Annotated in this window: 14 protein-coding genes; 3 read left to right on the plus strand and 11 right to left on the minus strand. The window is 67.5% G+C overall.

The window, feature by feature from the left end:
- The 3 genes from QMZ25_RS01135 to QMZ25_RS01145 form a co-directional block, all read right to left on the minus strand.
- Positions 1-4352: Ig-like domain-containing protein (locus QMZ25_RS01135; RefSeq protein WP_283218996.1), on the minus strand; the 4352-nt coding region annotated here is incomplete at its 3' end.
- 590 nt (positions 4353-4942) lie between these two features.
- The gene (locus tag QMZ25_RS01140) at positions 4943-6409 is read right to left on the minus strand and encodes an amidohydrolase family protein (protein ID WP_283218997.1); all 1467 of its coding nucleotides are present in this window, start codon (positions 6407-6409) and stop codon (positions 4943-4945) included.
- A gap of 51 nt (positions 6410-6460) precedes the next feature.
- Positions 6461-7165, minus strand: coding sequence for an ankyrin repeat domain-containing protein (locus QMZ25_RS01145; RefSeq protein WP_197571162.1), 705 nt, complete (start codon positions 7163-7165; stop codon positions 6461-6463).
- Positions 7166-7257: 92 nt separating this feature from the next.
- Between QMZ25_RS01145 and QMZ25_RS01150 the strand changes: the two genes are divergently transcribed.
- Entirely contained in the window at positions 7258-8139 is an 882-nt protein-coding gene (locus QMZ25_RS01150; RefSeq protein WP_283218998.1) for a LysR substrate-binding domain-containing protein, read from the plus strand.
- A 99-nt stretch (positions 8140-8238) separates the two neighbouring features.
- The gene (locus QMZ25_RS01155; protein ID WP_065175273.1) at positions 8239-8880 is read left to right on the plus strand and encodes a hypothetical protein; all 642 of its coding nucleotides are present in this window, start codon (positions 8239-8241) and stop codon (positions 8878-8880) included.
- 108 nt (positions 8881-8988) lie between these two features.
- On the opposite strand, the gene QMZ25_RS01160 is transcribed toward QMZ25_RS01155, so the two are convergent.
- On the minus strand, positions 8989-11715 hold the full coding sequence (locus tag QMZ25_RS01160) for a TonB-dependent receptor (protein ID WP_283218999.1): 2727 nt from the start codon (positions 11713-11715) through the stop codon (positions 8989-8991).
- A gap of 262 nt (positions 11716-11977) precedes the next feature.
- On the opposite strand from QMZ25_RS01160, the gene QMZ25_RS01165 reads away from it, so the two are divergent.
- The gene (locus tag QMZ25_RS01165) at positions 11978-12529 is read left to right on the plus strand and encodes a GNAT family protein (RefSeq protein ID WP_309250431.1); all 552 of its coding nucleotides are present in this window, start codon (positions 11978-11980) and stop codon (positions 12527-12529) included.
- Here the strand turns inward: QMZ25_RS01165 and QMZ25_RS01170 are convergent.
- The 7 genes from QMZ25_RS01170 to QMZ25_RS01200 all read right to left on the minus strand — a co-directional run bounded on the left by QMZ25_RS01170 (position 12526) and on the right by QMZ25_RS01200 (position 20475).
- The gene (locus QMZ25_RS01170; RefSeq protein WP_180875322.1) at positions 12526-13302 is read right to left on the minus strand and encodes a CDP-diacylglycerol diphosphatase; all 777 of its coding nucleotides are present in this window, start codon (positions 13300-13302) and stop codon (positions 12526-12528) included. The two genes, QMZ25_RS01165 and QMZ25_RS01170, sit on opposite strands and share 4 nt — an antisense overlap.
- 57 nt (positions 13303-13359) lie before the next feature.
- Positions 13360-15057: a DUF2235 domain-containing protein gene (locus QMZ25_RS01175; protein ID WP_128989198.1), complete on the minus strand. Its 1698-nt coding sequence runs from the start codon at positions 15055-15057 to the stop codon at positions 13360-13362.
- Positions 15044-15544 (minus strand): DUF3304 domain-containing protein, encoded by a 501-nt coding sequence (locus tag QMZ25_RS01180; RefSeq protein WP_065182772.1) that lies wholly within the window; start codon positions 15542-15544, stop codon positions 15044-15046. Before QMZ25_RS01180 ends, QMZ25_RS01175 begins: the two co-directional genes overlap by 14 nt.
- A 16-nt stretch (positions 15545-15560) precedes the next feature.
- Positions 15561-16424 carry a DUF4123 domain-containing protein gene (locus QMZ25_RS01185; RefSeq protein ID WP_065182771.1) on the minus strand — a complete coding sequence of 288 codons (864 nt, stop codon included), beginning with the start codon at positions 16422-16424 and terminating at the stop codon, positions 15561-15563.
- A 2-nt stretch (positions 16425-16426) separates the two neighbouring features.
- Positions 16427-19201, minus strand: coding sequence for a type VI secretion system tip protein TssI/VgrG (tssI, locus tag QMZ25_RS01190; protein WP_283219000.1), 2775 nt, complete (start codon positions 19199-19201; stop codon positions 16427-16429).
- Positions 19202-19323: 122 nt separating this feature from the next.
- On the minus strand, positions 19324-19941 hold the full coding sequence (locus QMZ25_RS01195) for a decarboxylase (RefSeq protein ID WP_128989192.1): 618 nt from the start codon (positions 19939-19941) through the stop codon (positions 19324-19326).
- A gap of 126 nt (positions 19942-20067) precedes the next feature.
- Positions 20068-20475, minus strand: coding sequence for a hypothetical protein (locus QMZ25_RS01200; protein ID WP_345782727.1), 408 nt, complete (start codon positions 20473-20475; stop codon positions 20068-20070).
- Positions 20476-20478: the final 3 nt, after the last annotated feature.

Here is a 20478-nt window from a genome sequence, read left to right on the forward strand (position 1 = left end):
CCGCTGCCATCGGCCGTGGTCTGCCCGATCGGAGTGCCGCTGCCGTCGGTCAGCACGATGACCGCATTGGCTTCCGCAGTGCCACTGATCTCGACCCCATTGCTGGGATCGATCACGGGCGCCGACGGCGCAACGCCATCGATGGTGATGGCCGCCGGCGCACTGTCGACACCCGAAGGACTGCGCGCGATCACGTTGACCACGGTCCCATCGGGCAGCGGTACGCCCGGGGTGAACGACCAGTTGCCACTGCCGTCAGCCGTGACCTGGCCGATCGGGTTGCCGCTGCCATCGGTGATAATGACCGTATTGCCCGGATCTGCACTACCGCTGATCACCGAACCGTTGCTGGGATCGATCAGCGGAATCGAGGGCAGCGAGCTGTCGACGGTGGTGCTTGCCGGTGCGCTGGTGTTGCCTGCGGCATCGGTCGCGGTGACGTTGACCACCGTGCCATCGGGCAGCGGCGTGGCGGGGCTGAAGCTCCAGTTGCCACTGCCATCGACAGTGGCCTGCCCGATCGGATTGCCGTTGCCGTCGGTCAGCGTCACGGTGCTGTTCGGTTCGGCGGTACCGGTGAGGACGTTGCCATTGCTGGCATTGACGACCGGCGTTGGCGGCGCCACCGCATCGACCGTGGTGCTGCCCTGCGGGCCGGTGTTGCCGGCCGCGTCCTGCGCGACCGCGTTGACCACCGTCCCGTCAGGCAGTGCCGTGGCCGGGGTGAAGCTCCAGTTGCCACTGCCATCGGCCGTGGTCTGTCCGATCGGGTTGCCGTTGCCATCGGTGAGGATCACCGTGGCGCCGGCCTCGGCGGTGCCGGTGATCGTCGTGCCATTGCCCGGTTCGAGCACGGGGGCCGGCGGCGGCAGCGCATCGACGGTGATGGCCGCCTGGGGACCGGTATTGCCGGTGGCATCGGTGGCGGTCGCCACGATCACCGTCCCGTCCGGCAGCGGCGTGCCGGGAGTGAAGCTCCAGTTGCCACTGCCGTCGGCGGTAACCTGGCCAATCGGATTGCCGCTGCCGTCGGTCAGGATGACCCTGCTGCCAGCTTCGGCAGTACCACTGACGGTGGTGCCGTTGCTGGGATCGATGACCGGCGCCGGCGGCGCACTGGCATCGACAGAGACGGTGGACGGCGGACTGGTATTGCCTGCCGCGTCCACCGCCACGGCCGTGACGACGGTGCCATCGGGCAGCGGGGTGGCCGGCGTGTAGCTCCAGTTGCCGCTGCCATCGACGGTGACCTCCGCGATCAGACCACCGTTGCCATCAGTGAGGATGATCGTGCTGTTGGGCTCGGCGGTACCGCTGACCGTGTTGCCGTTGCTGGGATTCAGCACCGGCGTCGCCGGTGGCAGCGCGTCCACGGTGATGCTGGTCGCGCCGCTGGTATTGCCAGAGGCATCGGTGGCGGTCGCGCTGACGACGCTGCCATCGGGCAGCGGCGTAGCGAGCGGGAACGACCAGTTGCCGTTGCTGTCGACCGGGGCCTGACCGAAGGGATTACCGCTGCCATCGATCAACGTGACGACACTGCCCGGCTCGGCCGTGCCAGTGAGCGTGATGCCATTGCTCGGGTTGACCACGGGTGCGGCAGGTGCGACGGCATCGACCGTGATCGACGAAGGCGCACTGGTGTTGCCGGTGGCATCGGTGGCCGTGGCGTTGATCACGGTGCCATCAGGAAGCGGCGTCGCCGGAGTGAAGGTCCAGTCGCCAAAGCCATCGGCGGTGACCTGCGCAATGAGATTGCCATTGCCGTCGGTGAGCGTCACCGTGCTTCCCGGCTCGGCGGTACCTACGATCAGGGTGCCATTGCTGACGTCGAGCACGGGCGCCGACGGCGCCTGCGAGTCGATGGTGACGCTGCTGCCGACGCTGGCGTTGCCGGAGCCATCCACTGCCACGGCGTTGACCACCGTCCCGTTGGGCAGCGGCGTGGCGGGCGTGTAGCTCCAGTTGCCGCTTCCATCCACCGTTACGCTGGCAATCGGATCACCATTGCCATCGGTGAGGATCACCCTGCTGCCAGGCTCGGCGGTACCAGTGACTGCGCTGCCGTTGCTCAGGTTCAGCACAGGCGCGGCCGGTGGCACCGCATCCACCGTGGTGCCGCCCTGCCCGCCGGTGTTGCCTGCCGCGTCGGTGGCGGTGGCATTGATCACGGTACCGTCCGGCAGTGGCGTGGCCGGGGTGAAGCTCCAGTTGCCGTTGCCGTCAGTGGTGGTCTGGCCTATCGCAGTGCCGCTGCCGTCAGTCAGCGTCACGGTACTACCGGGCTCGGCCGTACCGCTGATGCTCGTGCCGTTGCTGGGAAGGACGACCGGGGCGGCCGGAGCGACCGCGTCAACGATGATGCTGGCGCCGGGGCCGGTGTTGCCGGTGGCGTCCGTGGCACTGGCATTGACCACGGTGCCGTTCGGAAGCGGCGTGGCCGGGGTGAAGCTCCAGTCACCGTTGCCGTCGGCGGTGACCTGCCCGATCGGATTACCGTTGCCATCGGTCAAGGTGACCGTGCTGCCGGGCTCGGCGGTTCCGCTGAGCGTGGTGCCGTTGCTGGCCTCGAGTATGGGCGCGGCAGGCGGCTGCGAATCCACGGTGACCGTTGCCGGCGGGCTGCTGTTGCCTGAGGCATCCTGGGCAACCACCGTGACCACCGTGCCATCGGGCAGCGGCGTGCCGGGGGTATAGCTCCAGTTGCCGCTGCCATCGACGGCGACTTCCGCAATCGGATTGCCGTTGCCGTCGGTCAGCACCACCGTGCTTCCGGGCTCGGCGGTGCCCGTGAGCGTGCCGCCATTGCTGGGCTCCACGGTAGGCGTGGACGGCGCGACCGCATCGACCGTGATGCTTCCCTGGCCGCTGGTGTTGCCGGCCGGATCGGTTGCGGTGGCATTCACCACCGTGCCGTCCGGCAACGGCGTGCCCGGGGTGAAACTCCAGTGGCCATCGCCATCGGCGGTGACCTGGCCGATCGGGTTGCCATTGCCGTCGGTGAGGGTCACCGTGCTGCCGGCCTCGGCGGTACCGCTGATCGTCGTGCCGTTGCTTGGATCGATGACCGGTGCGGCAGGCGCAACGCCATCGATGGTGATCGACGTGGCGGGGCTGGTATTGCCGGCCGCATTCTGGGCCACGGCAGTGACCACGGTTCCATCAGCAAGCGCCGCAGGCGGCGTGAAGCTCCAGTTGCCGCTCGCATCCGCTACCGTCTGGCCGATCGGATTGCCATCGCCATCCGTAAGCAGGATGGTCAGGCCCGCGCCCGCCGTTCCGGAAATCACACTGCCATTGCTGGCATTCACCAGCGGCGCGTCGGGATAGTCGGGCGCCTGCACCGTGACCGGCGGACTGCTGTTGCCGGCCGGATCGGTCACTACCACGCTGATCGTCTCGCCTTGGGTCAGCGGTGGATCCAGTGGTACCGTGAACTGGCCGTCGCCGCCGATCACCACGGTGGCATCGGGCTGGCCATCGCCATCGGTATCCACGCCCACCGTTGCTCCCGGCTCACCGCTGCCGCTGATGCTGCTGCCGTCGTCAGCCACCACCACGTTGCTGGCCGCTGCAGGCGGTGTCGTATCGGGGGCCGTCGCCTGCCCCGGTCCGCTCACGTTGCCGGCGGCATCGACCAGCGTCACGCTGACGCTCTCGCCGTTGGTCAACGGCGGCGACAGGGTGACACTGAATCGCCCATCGGCACCCACCGTTCCGGTCGCATCAGGCTGCCCGTCACCATTGGTATCGACGCGCACCGTGGCACCGACTTCACCGCTGCCGGTAAGCGTCCGGCCGTCCGCACTGAATGCCAGCCCGGTGGGTGCGGCCGGCGGCGTGGTATCGGGTACCGGGGGATTCTGCGGTGGATTCGGCGATCCGCCACCGCCACCGCCGCCGCTGTCGGCCAACGCCACCGCTGCGCCGACCGCGGCCAGCCCGCCCAGCACCATCGCGCCGCTGATGCCACTGCCTGCGCTCGCGCCCGCTGCAGTCAGCGAGTCGAACCCAGCCAGCGTCTCCTGCGGCAGATAGCTCGCCGCCAACGGCCCATCGCTGGCCACCGCCGGCAGATCGACGGCCACGAGCTTCTTGTCATCCACCAGGAACAGATGGCTGGGCGATTGTCCTTCAGCATAGAAGTTGACGATGCGGACGTTCTCGCCGGTCTTCAGCTGCACCACGAGATCCTGGCCGTCCTTCACGTAGCCGGCGACCTGGTCTGGATCGATGTCCAGTGCGACGTTGCTGCTCTGCTGCAGCCTCACGACATCATTGAGGACGGTGGTGGCGGCGGTATCGGAGCTGATCGATTCGCTTGCCGGGACAACCTTGACGCGGATGGCCATGGGACATTCCTCTCTACAGGCGCACCGCCATGCGCACAACGACGTCACGCACAGCGATCACGCTGGCACGGCGGCACGGAATGGATATGTTTTCGCGCGAAGCCACCGCCAACGGGCAAAACGCCTGCTGCCGGATACGTGCTTCGGATTCTTCAGGCGACCGGATGCAGCGATGCGACGCGCCCGGTCGTGGTGCGATGCAGCGCTACAGCGTGGGCGCGAGATGCAGATGCATGAACGACAATCCTCTTGTCTGGAATCGCCGACGCGCGTTCAGCGACGCGGTCAGGGCCGTCGGACGTCGGCCATTGCTCCCCGTCCGCTGCGGGAGGGTATACACCGCGTCGAAGTGAACGTTCCATGCAGATCGCGTGCATGCGGCCTTCATCGCGCAGGTCGTTGAAAGCTCTGTGACGCAGTTGGCACGTCATTACGCCGGAACACCCGTTTTCACGGGAAAAAATGCGATCCAAATTGACGCTTCAGGCTCGTTTTGCGCAGCGCAAAACGAACGAAGGAACGGTCGGGAGTGCCCGCAGCAACGCGTGGCGACTCCCCCGTTCCCCTCATCACTACAACGATGACTGCGTTCAGTCCGCTGATCGGGCCTTGTCTGCTTCATCGTTCCACGCGGCCACGCGCGCGCGGGTGTCGGCCAGCATCTTGTCCAGCGCTGCACGATCATGCACGTGGCCGCGCAGGATCACGCTGTCGATCTTCCCGGTCGCGGCGATGTCCTGCAGCGGATTGGCGGTCAGCAGTACCAGGTCCGCCGCCTTGCCGTCGGCCACGCTCCCGTAGCGGTCCATCTGCCCGAACCAGGCCGGGCCAGACCGCGTGGCCGCTGACAGGGCCTGGGGCGGTGTCAGCCCTTCCTGCACGAACAGCTGCAGTTCCTGGTGCAGTCCGATCCCGGGATAGTTGAACGAATTGAGGAAGCCGGCGTCGGTGCCGGCAATGATCGTCACACCCGCTTCCTGAAGCATCGGCAGCACCGCGGCCACCTGCCGGTACTGCGCATGCCGCGCCTGGATCTGTGCCGGCGTGGCCTTGGCCGCGCGCTCCACGCGCCACTGGTAAGTGGCACGCAGGCCTGGGCCGATGTAGGCCAGATAGGGATCGTGGGCATGATCGTCCTGGTCGAGGAAGTCGAGAATGCGTCCGCCGTTGAGTGTGGGCGTCACGAACACGCCTCGACGGGCGAAATCACGATACGCGCGCATCGCGGTGTCACGGTCGAAACTGGCATCCAGCTGCCGGTTCGCTTCCGTACGATCGATACGCCCGGCGCCGAAATCGGCTGCAATCCGCGCCTCATCCCTGCTGCCCGCCTTGAACGCATAGTCCAGGTGTTCGATCGACGCCAGGCCAGCATCGACCGCCTGCTCCACGGTCAGCGCCATTGGGATATGGCCCGATGCCCTGAATCCTGCCTTGCGCGCGGCGGCAGCCGAGTACAGGAACAGTTCCGGCGTCAGCGTACTGTCCGTGATCTTGACGAAGTCAACCTTGTCGCGCTGCAGGCGCGTGATCGCCTGATCGGCATCGGCGCGGCTGCCGACTTCGATCGTCCCCTTCCAGACCGGCTTGATGCCTTCGATCTTGGCGCCGGAGCTGAGCAGGCGTGGACCGAACAGTGTGCCGGCGGCGATCTCGCCACGCCACTGCAGCACCTGCTGCGGCAGATCACCCGAACAGTCGCGCACGGTGGTGATGCCATGGGCGACGTACAGCGGCAGCAGTGCCTTGTTCTCTTCGATCAGCGCAGGGCCTCCACCGAAGTGCACATGCATGTCCCACAGTCCCGGAATCAGGTACTTCCCCTGCGCATCCAGCTGCCGGTCCGCGCGCCACTGGCCCTCCAGCCCTGCGTCAGGGCCGACCGCAACAATCGTCTCGCCGCGGATCACCACGCTCTGCCCCGGCAGGGTGCGGGCGTGCTCCACATCGACCACGGTGGCATTGCGGATCAGCAGATCGGCACGTTCGGCTGCAGCAGCGGACAGCGGTGCGCAGGCGAACAGCACAGCAAGGGACAACGGGCGGAAACAGAACATGGACAACATCCTGATGGGCACGGCCAGCGTGCGGAATGGAAGGAGCAGATATCAGCGTGTCGCGCCATGCTGGCGCAGCAGGGTTTCGATCGCGGCCTGGCCGCGCTGGCGCGCGTGAGCCAGCGGCGTCACGCCCTCGCCGTCGGCCAGCTCAGGATCGGCGCCCGCTTCGAGCAGCAGCTGCACGATCTGCGTGTGGCGCGGCCCTCCGTCGCCGAGCAGGATCGCCTCCAGCAGCGCCGTCCACTGCAGTCGATTGACGTGGTCCACTGCCACGCCCGCACGCAGCAGCATGCGCACCGTGGTGACGTGGCCACGCTCGGCGGCAGGAATCAGGGCGGTGCCGCCATAACGGTTGGTGCTGCGCAAGTCGGCACCATGGCTCAGGGTCAAGGCCAGGATCCCGTCCAGTCCGCGCGCACCGGCGTACAGATAAGCACTGTCCTGCAGCCTGTCCTTGGCGTTGACATCGGCCCCCGCCTCGATCAGCACGCGCGCCGCGTCCACGCGGTTGCCATGGGTCGCCAGCAGCAGCGCGGTGCGGCCCTGTGCGTCGCGCGCTTCCAACGCCGCGCCATCGGCCAGTGCCTGGCGCACCGCTCCGGCATCGCCGCGGCTGGCGGCCTCCCGCAACCGCACGTCGGCCTGGCCGGACGGGTCTGCGGCACAGGCCGGAAATGCCACGGCCAGCAGGCACAGCAGAAGCGCGCGCCGTGAAGGCGCAGCCCAGCGCAGACAGCGGTGTTGCAGGTGCATGATGAACCCTCCGGAATCAGTCGGCCGGACGTTGCCGGTACCTTGGCCGCATGGTAGAAGTCGCCACGGGTATCCAGAAATGAAATGTTCAAATGCAAGAAAGTTCAAGATCGAATAGGTCACTGTTCGAACTGGACCTGCTGCGGGCCCTGGTGATGGTGGCCGACTGCGGCAGCTTCACCACTGCGGCCACCCGCCTGCACTCGACCCAGTCCACGGTCAGCCAGAAGGTGCGCCGTCTGGAAGAGCTGGCCGGTCATCGCCTGCTCGAGCGTGGCCATCGCGATGTGCAGCCCACCGACGCCGGCCACACGCTGCTGGGCTATGCGCGGCGCATGCTCGACCTGAACGAGGAAATGGCACAGGCGTTGGCGGGCGCCACGGTCGAAACAGCGGTCCGCATCGGTGTGCCCGAGGACTTCGTCAACGCGCAGACCACGCGCATGCTGGCCGCTTTCAGCCGCCGCCATCCGCAGGTGAAGCTGGAGATCAGCAGCGGCCTCAGCCGCGATCTGGCCCATGGCTTCGATCATGGCGAACTGGATCTGGTCCTGGTCAAGCAGCGCCGCAACAGCCGCCAGGCCGTGCATTGCCGGCGTGAACCCATGCACTGGATCGACAGCCTGCGCAGTGGCTGCCTGCTGCAGGAGCCCCTGCCGCTGGTGACCTTCCCGCCGCGCGGACTGTACCGCGACGAAATGATCCAGGCGGTCGAAGCACTCGGCCTGCGCTGGCGCATCGCCTTCACCAGTTCATCGCTCAGCGGCATCCAGGGCGCGGTTGCCGATGGCATCGGCATCAGCCTGCTGCCGCGCCGGGCAGTGGGCCGCGGACACCGCATCATCGACGGCGAACGGAACCTGCCGGTGATCGACAACTACGAGATCGGGCTGCTGCACCGTGGCGACGCCGATGATGCCGTGCGTGCGCTGGCCAGCGAGCTGTGGCAGCAGGTGCAGCGCGAGCCGGTATGAGCCCGTTCGATGAATACCGCCGGGAGCAGGGGCGCGGCGGGGGCGCCGTACACAGCGCTGAACGGGTACCATAGACACCTGTTTCCGCTGTGATGCCGCATGGGCCCGTCCGACCGCCACGATCGTATCCGCCGCTGGCAGGCCGCTTCACTGCTTGCCGCCGCGCCGATCGCCAGCCTGTCCGCCAGCGATGCCGTCGGCGCTCCGCCGCCGCAGGCACCGCCTGGCCAGCAGCGGATCGCCCCGGCGGCGCTGGTCGAACGGCTGCATCAGCGGGTGCTGTCCGGGCAGAGCGCCACAGCCACGCTGGAAAGCTGGTGTGCCGAACACGGCCTGGCCCAGCAGGCCCGCGTCCGCGCGGTGCGCATCCATGGCGATGACAAGCAGGCCCCGGCCGAGGTGCTGCAGGCACTGGGCGCCGACTCCAGCGCCGCGCTGCGCTACCGCCGCGTGCAGCTGGTGTGCGGGAACCGCGTGCTGTCCGAGGCCGACAACTGGTACCTCCCCGGCCATCTCAGTACGGCGATGAACCAGGTGCTGGACAGCACCGACGAGCCTTTCGGCCGCGTGGTCGGCCCGCTGGGCTTCCAGCGCGAGACCGAAGCCGACCAGACCTTCTGGCCCCCCCGTGGCGAGGGCGACCACGGCATCATCCTGGAAGTACGCGCCTTGCTGCGCGACCGCCAGCAGCAACCTTTCAGCTACGTCATCGAATCCTATCTGGTACAGGCGTTGCCGTAAGCGTGATTGCGGATGGCTGTGACGACTGTCCGCGCGTCGTGAAGGCACCAAGCGACGCCTCTCCGCTCGCCGCAGACGCGAGTCGAAGAGGCGCCCCACCTGCGCTGCTCAGTTGAAGCGGTAATCCATCTCCATCCAGAACTGGCGGCCATAGGGGTCGTAGTTGCCGACCGGATAGAACGGCCAGCCCCCCCCGTTGCGGTCCGCCGGCGGCCGGCTGTTGCGCAGGTTGTTGACGATGACACCCAGCGACAGGTTGTCTCCGAAGGTGCGGAACACGCTCGCGTTGTACGTCATGTACGGTCCGATGCGGCCGCTGCCGTCGCTCTTCGGCAGCGAGCCATAGCGGTTGCCGTACACCGTCGCGGTCCAGTCACCGCGGTTCCAGGTCACGCTGCCGTTGACCTTGCTGCGCCACTGCCAGTCGTCGAGGGAATTGCGGATGTCACGCACCTCGTCATCGGCGAACTGCCGGTACTCATGCTCAAGCACGACGGTGTAGGCCAGGCGCGTGGTGAAGCGCCCCGCCCGCCCGGCATCGAAACGCCAGTTGCCCTTCAGATCGATGCCGCGCACGGACTCGGATGCCGCGTTGATCGGATTGATCAGCACCCGGGTGACCTGGTCCGGCTGCACCGCCGCCGTGGAAGGATTACGGATCACGCGGGCCAGCGCGTCCTGGCACAGCGGCGAACCGATATCGCGCACTTCACCGCCCAGGGTACGGCCGAGGCGGCAATCGGCTTCGTCGCGCAGAATGCGGCTGCTGTCGAGATTGGTCACCTCGTTGTCGATGCGGATGTCGTAGTAGTCCGCACTGAAATCCAGGCTTGCCAGCGGCGACCAGACCACACCAAAGCCGTACGACTTGGCGGTTTCCGGTTGCAGCTGCGGATTGGCGCGGTTGCTGAAGTCGATGGACAGCCTGTTGAAGTCGCAGTCGTCATACGGCTGACCGGCGGTACGGCACCGCCAGTAATCGGTCATGCCCGGGTTGTAGCCGCGGGTTTCAGTGGCGAACACGTAGTTCATGTCCGGCGCACGGAAACTGGTGGCGGCCGTGCCACGGATCAACAGGCTGTCCAGCGGGCGGAACTCCACGCCGAAGCTCCACGTCGCCTTGCCGATGTGTTCGCCTGCGGCCCGGTACTGATCGTAGCGGCCCGCCAGCGTGGTGGTCAGGCGCGGCAGCAACGGCAGCTGCAGTTCGGCGCCCACCGCATAGCGATCACGCTCTCCTCCTGCGCCAACGCCGGCACTGGTGTTCCAGAACTCTCCGGTTCCCAGCCGCGGGTCCGGTCGGTTGCGATACCCCTGGCTGCCGGCCTCGACCACGGCCGCCAGCGCCGCCTCGCCTCCGGGCAGTTCGAACAGGCGGCCGTTGACGCTGGCGCTGAAGGTCTGCAGCCACGCCGCATTGCGGCTCTCCTGGTAACCGGACAACTGCCCGTACTCGTCCGGCGTCAGCGGCTGGTAAAGCCGTGCCGGATCCGGCGCGTAGACTTCCACCCCGTCGCGCACGCCCAGCGTCGGTCCGAGCAGGTATTCGTTGATTCCCGCCAGCAGCACCGGCCGCCGCGTCCGGTTCTCGTAGCGCGAGCGGCTGTAGACGGCCTCGTAGTCCCAGTCGCTGTCACCCAGCTGGCCGCGTACACCGACGTTGAACGACCACGATTTTTCCAGGAAGCGATTGGCGTTGCGCGGCAGGCCGCCCACTTCTTCCGGTGCGAACCGGCGATACCAGCTCTCCAGTTCACCACTGTTCTGGTTGTAGAAGTAATTGCGTGCGGACGTCCACGTCGGGGCACGGGTGTTGTTGTAGATGGTGGCGCTGCCCACGGCCAGGTCGGCGAACAGATCGGTCCGTTCGTCCAGGTGGAAGGTCAGCAGGCCATAGCCATCGAGGTTGCGCTTTTCAGTCTGCACGGTCCAGTAGCTGGCGGCGGCCTCGTTGCTGCCGCAGTAACTGCCCAGGCGCGGATTGGTGGCGCGGAACACGCTCCCGCCGTAGATCCCGGAAGCGGCATCGCAGCCGTCACTGCCCGGGTCGATGTTCCTGCCGGTGGCTGCATTGCGCCGATAGGCGATGGCCGTGGCCTGCGGGACCGTGCCACGCGGATCATCGTCCAGCGAGTCCATGAAATCGCGCTGGCGTGCGTGGATGGCCTTGCGGATTCCCAGCTCGAAGCCGAACACGCCTTCCCATCGCTCACCGGCACCACCTCCCACCACCTGCACGCGCTGGTTGTCTCCCCCGCCCTGCTCGGTACCGCCGGCACGTACGTTGATGTCCACGCCGTCGTAGCGCTCCTTGAGAATGATGTTGACCACGCCGGCGATGGCGTCGGAACCGTACACGGCCGAAGCGCCGCCGGCGAGCACTTCGATACGCTCGATGAGGGCGCTGGGAATGTTGGCCAGGTTCACCACGTTGACCGAGCCTTCGTAGGCCAGCGGATAGTCGGACTGGCGACGACCGTTGACCAGCACCAGCGTGCGGTTCGGCCCCAACCCGCGCAGATTGATGGTGTTGGCGGCCGGGGTGAAGGTATTGCCGTAATCCTCGCCCTGCACGTTGCCGGTGTTCTCGGTCAGCGCACTCAGGGCGTCGAATGCATTGCGGTAGCCCTGCGCGTCGATCTGCTCCCGGCTGATCACGGTCACCGGCGACGGCCCTTCAACGCTGGCGCGCGGAATGCGCGAACCGGTGACCTTCACTTCCTGCAGCGATGTAGGTGCGCTTTCCTGCGCGAAGGCGGGCAACGAGGCCAGCATCAGGGACGACAGCGCGAGCACCAGCGGACGATGGCGCAGCGCCTGGGGAGAGGCGGACATGGGCTTCCTGGGGGAGTTGGACGATTGGACGGGACGCGGCGGCCTGTGCACGCATAACGATCCCGTAACGAAAGTGTCCCGAACGGACAGTTTCAGCGGAAATGACCAGGCCTGATGGGCTTATGCCGGAACCTGATAAGTGACACCGCGCGCTGACAACGTGCGTTTTACAACATTCTTGATGGTGTGGCGGCGCATGTACGGGCATCGTCAAGCCATGACGACCTGTTCCTTCGGCCCTCCGATTCCGCCGCTCCGCCCCGTGCTGCGCCAACACCTCGTGCAGCTGCAGGCGGCCCCGATCACCCTGCGCCTGTTCAACCGCGCCGATCTGCCACGCTGGCGCGCCTTCGACGATCGAAGGAGCCGCGGCATCTTCCGCCCGTCAGGCGTCGACGAGGAAGCGCGCTTCCTGGCAGGCGTCCACCGTTCGCGCCTGCAGCAGGACAACGACCAGCTGCTGCTGGGCGTGTTCGATGACCGGCACGGCATGCTGCATGATCAACTGCAGATCCAGCTGCACTCCGCCCACGCCCGTTGCGCCGAGCTGCGTTCAATGCAGCACAGCCACGAGCATCCCGCGCAGGCGTTGCAGGCGCTGTGCCCCTTCCTGTTCGACCAGGTCGGACTGCATCGCGTGTTCACCCTGCTTCCGGTGGCCAGCAGCACGCCTTTCGTCGATGCACTGCGCTCGGTGGGGTTCGAGCATGAAGGCCTGCTGCGCGATCACCATCTGGATATCGATGGCTGGCAGGACCGGCAACTGCTGGCCTTGACCGCGCCGCGCTGGCGACAACAGGTCCGCCCGGACTAGCGGACCCGCTCCAGCGCGGCATCCGCCCCGGTCAGTACCGAGCACGCATGGTCCTGCAGCTCCTCACCGCTGGCCTCATTGCCGGTCGCGGGATCCAGGCGGGTCGCCAGCAGAATGAAGCCGGGGCCTCCCAGCACATTCTCGCGGCCCGCCACCACCAGGCTCCATTGGCCGACATCGGGCAGCCCGCTCAGGTCATAGGCGAGCAGGTTCAATGGATTGGCACGCAGTTCTGCTCCCGGCAGCATGCGCGCAACGTAACGATGGCCACGCAGCGGCACGGGCAACGCCGCCCACTGCATTCCGACCGCCGGGGCGTGCGTGTCCAGCGCCTGCAGCACATCGGCGCGCAGGCAGTCGATGTGGATGTGAAGCTGATGCTGGGAACGGCCGTGCGGCGAGTTCAGTGCAAGGCTTGCGACAGTGCGCGGCAGGGGGCGGCCCAGCGCCTGTTCGGTATGCCCGCGGGCCTGCCAGGCAGCCGCGAAGTAGTTCGGCGCACCGCGCTGGTACAGCACAGCGCTCTCGATGCCACTGACCTTGTCCAGTGGCATCAGCAGGAACTGGTAGTCGCCATGGGCGTCCTTGATGAGCACATCGCGGCGGGCCGCGGTCGCGTCCCGTTGCAGGCAGGCGCCACGCGGCACATCGGCACCGCGGCAATCGCGCTCGATAAGCCTCCACAGCGCATCCGACGGGACCGGAGCCGGCGCAGGCGCGCTGGCGCAGGCCGCCAGCAGCGAACAGGACAACAACAGGATCAGGCGGGTCACGGGTCTCACAATCGACGGCACGGCCAAGGGCTGCGCCGGCCAGTGTACCCTGCCCCCTCAGCCGGGCACGGCTTCTCGCGTATCCGCCGTCTCCTCGACCTTGCCGGGCGTGTACTTGGTCGCGCCGAAGTACAGCACCCGCCATTGGCTCAGGTTGCCGATGAACCAGTGCGCCACCGAGTCATGACCGTACCCGTCGAAGAAGGTCTCCACGTCCGGCGGCAGCAGGGTCGTATTGTCCCAGGATTCCAGAGTGACCCGCTCGGCCATGGTCAGCGTTCTGCCGCGCTCCCGGCGCCGTCGCAGGCTGACGATCTTGTCCAGCAGCGTGTCGTTCTCCTTCTCCAGCCCCCGGCGCTGCTTGCGTACCGCAGAGAGCTCATCGTTGCGCGCCTTCAGCTCGTCTGACACCCGGTTCCATTCGGCGGTCTTCTCCGCATTGCCCTGGTCGGCCAGATGCAGGTTGTCGTTGTCCCAGGGCGATGGCAGCTGCGACTGCCGTCGGCGCAGCGTGCGCACCTGTTCGCGCAGGGCCTCTTCGCGTGCAGCAAGCCGCTGCATCGACGGCAACTGGTCACCACGTGCCACGCGCACGCGCAGCCAGCGATACAGCAGCTCCATATGCGACGCCTGCACGTCCTCCATGCGTCCACGCTTGACCCGCACCGCCTGCAGATAGGCGTTGAACACCGCCTGCAGTTCCGGATCCTGCTTGTCGAACTCAGCCTTGACGTGCTGTTCCAGGCGACTGATCGGGTTGAGCAGCACCCCCCTGGCCTGCGCCATGTCATACATCTCGTTCAGGGCAAAGCGCGCGATGCTGTTCCGGCGCCCCTGGTGCTGGGGATCGTAGCCACCGCCCACGTCCGAGTGCACACCCGGGAACCATATTTCCACCGTGTTGGCGGGGTATTGGGCATGCTCGCGGGTGGAATCCAGGGGGAACTGGCCGCGCAGCTCATGGGCGGCGGTCATGTGCACCGACTGCTCCACGATCTCCGGTATGGTCATGCCTTCAGCCCATCCGGTATGCCCATTGCGGTAGTTCACTGCCGCCGCCGTCAGGCTGGGCCACACCGAGCACACCGTATCGAACACGCCCATGAATCCGATCCGCAGCGGAATACGCTCGCGGTACAGCCAGGTGCCATCGGCCTGGCGTCGGCAGCGCGCGGCCAGATCGCGGGCGAACGCGCGTGCCGAAGCCGCTCCGCGCGAAAAGCCCAGTACCGACACGCTGACCACCAGGATGCGCATCGGCTCGGGCTGGCTGTCTATCAGCTCGTCCAGCGACTGCAGCGCGAAGTCGATGCGCTCGCGCCCGCCCTTGCCGATGGACAGCCCCAGCAGCCCCCCCTTATCACCGACCTCCGGGCACGGTGTTCCTACGCCGGACAGGTACTGCCGTTTTATGTTCCGTGTGTCGTCCCTGTGCGCGATGAACAAGCGGGCGATGTTCGACAATGCGCGCTCATTCTGGGCCTTGTTCAGCTCCTCATCGCGATTGTTGCCGGTGCCATCGAAGAATACGGCCAGGTGCAGGCTCTGCGTGCATCCCGTAGTGGCCGCTTCCTTGTCGGGCACGGTGCCACACATCGCCTCCTGGCGACGGCGGCGCTCGGCATCGCTCAGCGGACGTGTGCCGCGGGCCAGTCGCGCAGTGCGTGCCGTGCCCTCAGCCTGGGCGACCGGATCCGGGGTGCCCGGTTCAAGATCCACCTGCCCGGGAATCGCGGTCGGATCAATACTGGTCATGGTCCTTGTGCTCCTTCGGCACTGGCATGCGCCGTACGTCCCACTTGTTCACGCCCTTGTCCAGCAGCTCGGCCTCGACATGGCCGTCCGCATAGAAGTGCAGCAGCAAGGTGGCCGGGTTGGGCGGATAGGGCGTCTTCAGCGGTACCACGGCTTCACGCGGCACGCGGTGCCCTTCATCCAGATAGCGGTTGGTGGCCAGATCGTATCGGTTGGCCTCGATCCAGCGCACGCGCACGCTGTGCGGCCCCTTGCCTCGTGGCGCGCGGGGGCCCATGCCGGAACCACCGTTGGTGTACCCGTCCAGCCCTCCGAGATACTGCCCGTCGACACGCACGTCAGCGAGGTAGTTCGGACTGTAGTTGAAGGCGAACAACGACATGATCGGCGTCTTACCGCGTGCCATCGCCCGGCTGCAGCCGACGCCCATCAGCAGCAGTGCGATCACCGCCAGCGCGCTCCACCACAGGTACTTGTTGCCCATCATTCCGATCGCGCTCCGTTCAGTCCCAGCTTTCTTCAAGCGGCCACACTTCGTCACCGATATCGGCAGCGCTGCGCCGCCCCGCCGCGAAGTCCTGCAGGCGAAGCCGCCATGCGGGATCCTCGCCAAGATCGACACCGGCCAGCAGCGCCCAGGTCGACACCATCACCAGCCGTCGGCTGTCCTCGATGCCGACGTCCGCGGCCGTGGCCACCACCCGTCGGAAGAAGGTATACCAGCGCGCACGGGGAAGCCGCGCCAGCAGCTCCGGATCGGAGAGCTGGAAGTGATCGATCAGCGTGTAGGGGTAGCTGGCATCGATCAGGGCGCGCCGCTGCGCCGCCTCCAGCACCCAGGGAGGATCGTGCGGATCCTGCACGCTGTCCTGCAATTCCAGGTGCGCCCATTTCAGATCGTGGCGCAGGTACCACCAGCGCTCTCCCAGCGCCAGGAAGGCCCGGCACTGCGCCGCGTCCAGCACCTGCACCCACCATGGCAGCACGCGCGCGTCGAAGAAGCGGGCCAGGAACAGCTTGCCGTTCGGGTAGCTGGCGTCCAGCCGTCTCTGCAGCCGCTGCTGCAGCTCTTCCGCAGGCAATGCCGTGTCGATCAGGCTGAGCAGGCCCGGAGAACGCGCGTACGACGCCGCACGCTGCAGGAAACCGTCAAGCTCCAGGCCACGCGGCAGGCGCGCGAGGAACACGCTGGCGTCATCCGTGCCATCGGCCAGCAGGCCGTCGAACAGGGGCAGCGGCGCCCAGGGCAGCGCGCGCAGCAGTTGCAGGGGCTGCTCGCACTGCGCGCCATCAAGCAGAACGTAACGCTGGGTGCCCTCCTCCAAAGGCGGTGGCGAGAACGGTGGGAACTGCCAGTCGTTGGCCACGCTCAGCCTCCCTTCGGTGTCAGCGGGGCTGCACGCTGTGCGGCCAGCAGCAGGCATTCCTTGCAGACCGACTGCGGGAAGACCGGCAACGGGTAACGGCCGCGATCGCCGGGCAGGAACGACTTGCGTCCGGCGTGCACGGCGATCCTCCCGGGTGCGTTGAACACGATGTTGCCGCCGCTGAGGGTGATGCTGGCCCCGCCTGCGGTGGCCACCTGCACCGTCCGGCCCGCAGCCACCTCCACGGCACCCTGTGCGCTCGTGCCCCGCAGCGACTGCCGCGACTGCACGCGCACTTCGTCCTGTTGCGCCTTGCCGTCCAGCACCTGTTCGCCACTGGCCAGGGTCAGCGCCGGCTCGCCCGGATCAGCCCCCTCCAGTGTTGCGGCCAGTACGCCGATGGCCTGCCGTCCATGCCAGCGCGCCTGCCCCATCACCACGGCCTCGCCGTGCTGGCCGCTGCCCAGTGCCAGTGTCTCGCCCGGCGCCCAAAGCAGCCCCTGTCCGGCCACCATCAGCGCACCATCAGGTGCAGCCAGGCCCAGCAGGGCATCGCCGGTATGCGGAACGCGGCCCTCGCCGGCATCACCGCTGCGTTCCGGCGCCGAGCCGGCCGCATCCTGCAACGCGCTACCGGGCACCGTACTGCGCACGCTGGCCAGCAGCACCGGCAGCGGTGACTGCGAAGCGTCCAACCGCGAGCGCTGCGGCGATTGCACGCCGACATGCGCGGCCGGCCGCACTGTCAGATGCGTACCCGCCGCCGCAGCATGGCTGTGGGCCAGCGTGGCCAGCTGCTGCAACAGCGCAGCAGGCTGTGCCGCCGTACCTGCCGGTTCGACGCTGCGGCGGGCATAGGCACTCAACCAGAGCCCGCCTTGCCCGCGCACGCTGCCCCAGGCGTCGCTGCGCAACTCGAATCCACTGCCGCGGAAGCTGCCTCGATGATTGTCCGCCTGATGGCGCAGATGCCCCAGCGTCAATGCCGAAGCCTGCTGGCTGCTGGCCAGCTGGGCCCGCAGCTGCTGGTCGCTGTCGTCGAACAGCAGCCGGTTCCAGCCACCCCCCTGCCATTCCCGTGATTGCACACCCCACAGCGCACCGGCGTTGCGGTGTGCCTGCTCTCCGGCCGCCGCCGCGTGCCAGGCAGGCGCTTGGCCGCCTCCGAGGTTGGCCTGGGCACTGCCGGTGCCATCCCTCGCCTGTGCGTACATGGACGTATCGGCTTCAGCGCTGGCGCCCGCCGGTGTCGGCGCGACGCCGGCTTCGCCGCGCCCGTTGTACAGCGCGCCCAGCACCAGCGGCCGGTCGATGTCGCCCTCGAGGAAGCCCACCAGGACTTCCTGGCCGATGCGGGGCAGGAACTGGCTGCCCACGCCCGGCCCCGCATAGCGCTGCGCGACGCGCAGCCACGCGCTGTCCGTGCTGCCCTCTTCCTGCTGGAAGTGGAACCGCACGCGGAGCCGTCCCAGTGCATCGGCGTGCAGCTCGGCGCCATCGGCGCCCTGCGCAGCCACCACGACCGCTGTCTGGTAACCGGGCGCCAGCGGCCGCGGATTGCGTCGCGCACCCGTGCCGTCCCATAGCGTCGGACGCCAACGCCGGTCGCGGGGCAGAGCGACGAATGTCTGTGCGTAGCCCTGCGTCTGGGCAGCCACCTGCAGCGTGTCCGCGGTGGCGGCGGCATCGTCCATCGTTGCCAGCGCCTGGCGCAGATCCACCGGCAGGTTGTTGACCCCGGCGTGCTCGACGTCCACCAGCAACAGTTCGGTCGGCACCGACCCCGGCGTTCCGCTCAATGACCAGACCTGGCCGGCATCAGCGCTGCGCACACTGCCACGGCCGTGCCATTGCAGTGCCTGCGCTTCCAGTGCCTCGGCGACCAGACGAGCGTGGTGCTGCAGCTCGGCCGCGTCGGCAAAGGCATGCGCGCCAACCGGGTCATAGTCCTCGCGCCGCGCCTGCCCGCTGCCCTGCACCGGCAACTGGCCGGCCAGCGAGCGCGCACTGCGGTAGTCGCTGCTGTGCAGTTGCACGTGCGTGCTCTGCAGCCGCCGTTGCAGGCCAAGCTGCTGCACGCCATCACTCTGCTCGGTGCCATCGGCGCGATGGAAGCGGATCCCTCCCGCCGACTGCGACGCAGCGGCTTCCGGCAGGAGGGTCGAATCGGCGAACAGCAGCACGCCGTGGCCGGCCGTCGCCTCCCCGGTATCCTGCACGCACCAGCCCAGCCCTTCTTCGGCCAGCAAACGCTGCACGAAGGCCAGGTCGGTCTCGCGGTACTGCACGCAATAGCTGCGCGGCCGGGATGCGGCCAGCATCCCGTCGACCTCATCGCTCCAGCGCCAATGCGCATGTTGCGGGTGCATCTGGAACACCGCGTCCACGATCTCGCGCACGCTCTGTTCCTGGAACACGCGGCTGCAGCGGGCCTGGTCGAGCCACCAGGTCCAGTCACGCAGCGTGATGCGATAGCGCACCAGTCCACCGTCAGCGCCCACGCACTGCGCATCGGCGATCACGCCGTGACGCGGCCAATCCTGGCCATCGGCCAGGTGCACATGCAGGCATGCGGGCCGCCCCGGCCAGTCAGCCAGTGGCAGCGATGCGTCCAGCGCGAGTACATCGATCTGAAGATGCCGCCCCTGCGACAAGGCATCACGCCCGTGCCACCGGTCGACAACGACCGCCGGCATGCCGGGGAGATCCAACCGATACAGGCGGCTGCCGGCATCAAGACCCGCTGCCTGCACCATGAGGTTGCGAATCGCTTCCATGGCGTTCCTACCGTTGCTGCCCTCCGCGACGCGGCGGGCAGGTCCTTCCCCTGTAGGGCGACGGTAGCAGATGGAAAACGGCGGCGCACGCGACCGCCGTCACGCCGGATTAACGCTCCGGATCAATAGGTTCCGTAGGACACTTCGACGATCACCGGCTTGCCTGTGTCTTGTGCCGGTTGCAGGGTGAAGCGGTCCAGCGCGCTGCTGTCATCGCCCAGCGGCGTGCTGCGGAACTGCAGACGGTAGGTCGCCCCCGCCTGCACGCTGCCATCGGGCAGCAGGCGCGCGTCGGCAGGCAGCAGCAGGCCTCCCAGATCGCTGTAGGCCTCCGGCGCATCGCTGAACCCGTAGTCGACCAGTTCGCCAACGCGGCGCATTTCGTACACCCGCGTCGGCCACGGGCGGGCCGTGCTGCGCCCGTTGCGCAGGTCGGTCACCCACTGCTCGGGCAATTGATAGACCTTGCGCAGCGCCGTGTCATCCAGTTCGGCGCTGGCCACCTGCAGGCAGCACACCAGCCGCTTGCTCTCGCGGTCATACACCGAGAAGCGCGCATCGCGTGCGACCGGCATCGGCAGCAGTGCGAACGGGACGTCGCGCAAGGCGGGCTCGGCACCATCGCGGGAGTCCAGGTTGCGCCAGCCACCAAAGGCCGGTTCGGCGGCCTGTGCCAGCGGCGCCGCCAGGCACAGCGCCACCGCAAGCCCGCCGGCGGTGCGTCCGATCCACTTCTGCATGTCGTTCATCCGTCGATGGCCGGTGGCCAATCAGTTTCGTGAGGATGCCATGAAGGTGCGACGGTTGCCACGTCGGGCAGCGCGGCTCGTTAAGCCGGGCCTGGCGATCGCCGGGGAACGCGGCCGCTACTGCATGTACTGCGTGGTGTGGCCGGTGAATCTGACACCATCGAATCCGAAGCAGAAGCGGCCCTCTTCGAATGCCCGGTAGACGAGCAGTGCGCCGCTCACGCAGAACGTGTCGCTCTCAGCGGATGTCTCCACCGTGCCATAGGTACGTGCGCCATCCTTGCCCACCAACGGGCCCGAGAACGCATCGATGGGCAACGGATACACGGTGCCGTCGCGGCTGTCGATCAGCACGATGGAGCGCTGGAAGTACTCCTTGCGCTCATCCAGCTGGACCAGGATGTAATGCCGGTTGAAGTTCGGCACCTGGGTAAGGATGGCCTGGTCGATCTGCGCGCGATGCTGCGCATCACAGAAGTCCACCGGGCTGTACTCGTACGCGCAGCCGGAGTGTGGATAGCTCATCAC

This window comes from Stenotrophomonas sp. RS-48, from assembly GCF_030053245.1.
In the GTDB taxonomy this organism is placed as follows: Bacteria; Pseudomonadota; Gammaproteobacteria; order Xanthomonadales; family Xanthomonadaceae; genus Stenotrophomonas; species Stenotrophomonas maltophilia_P.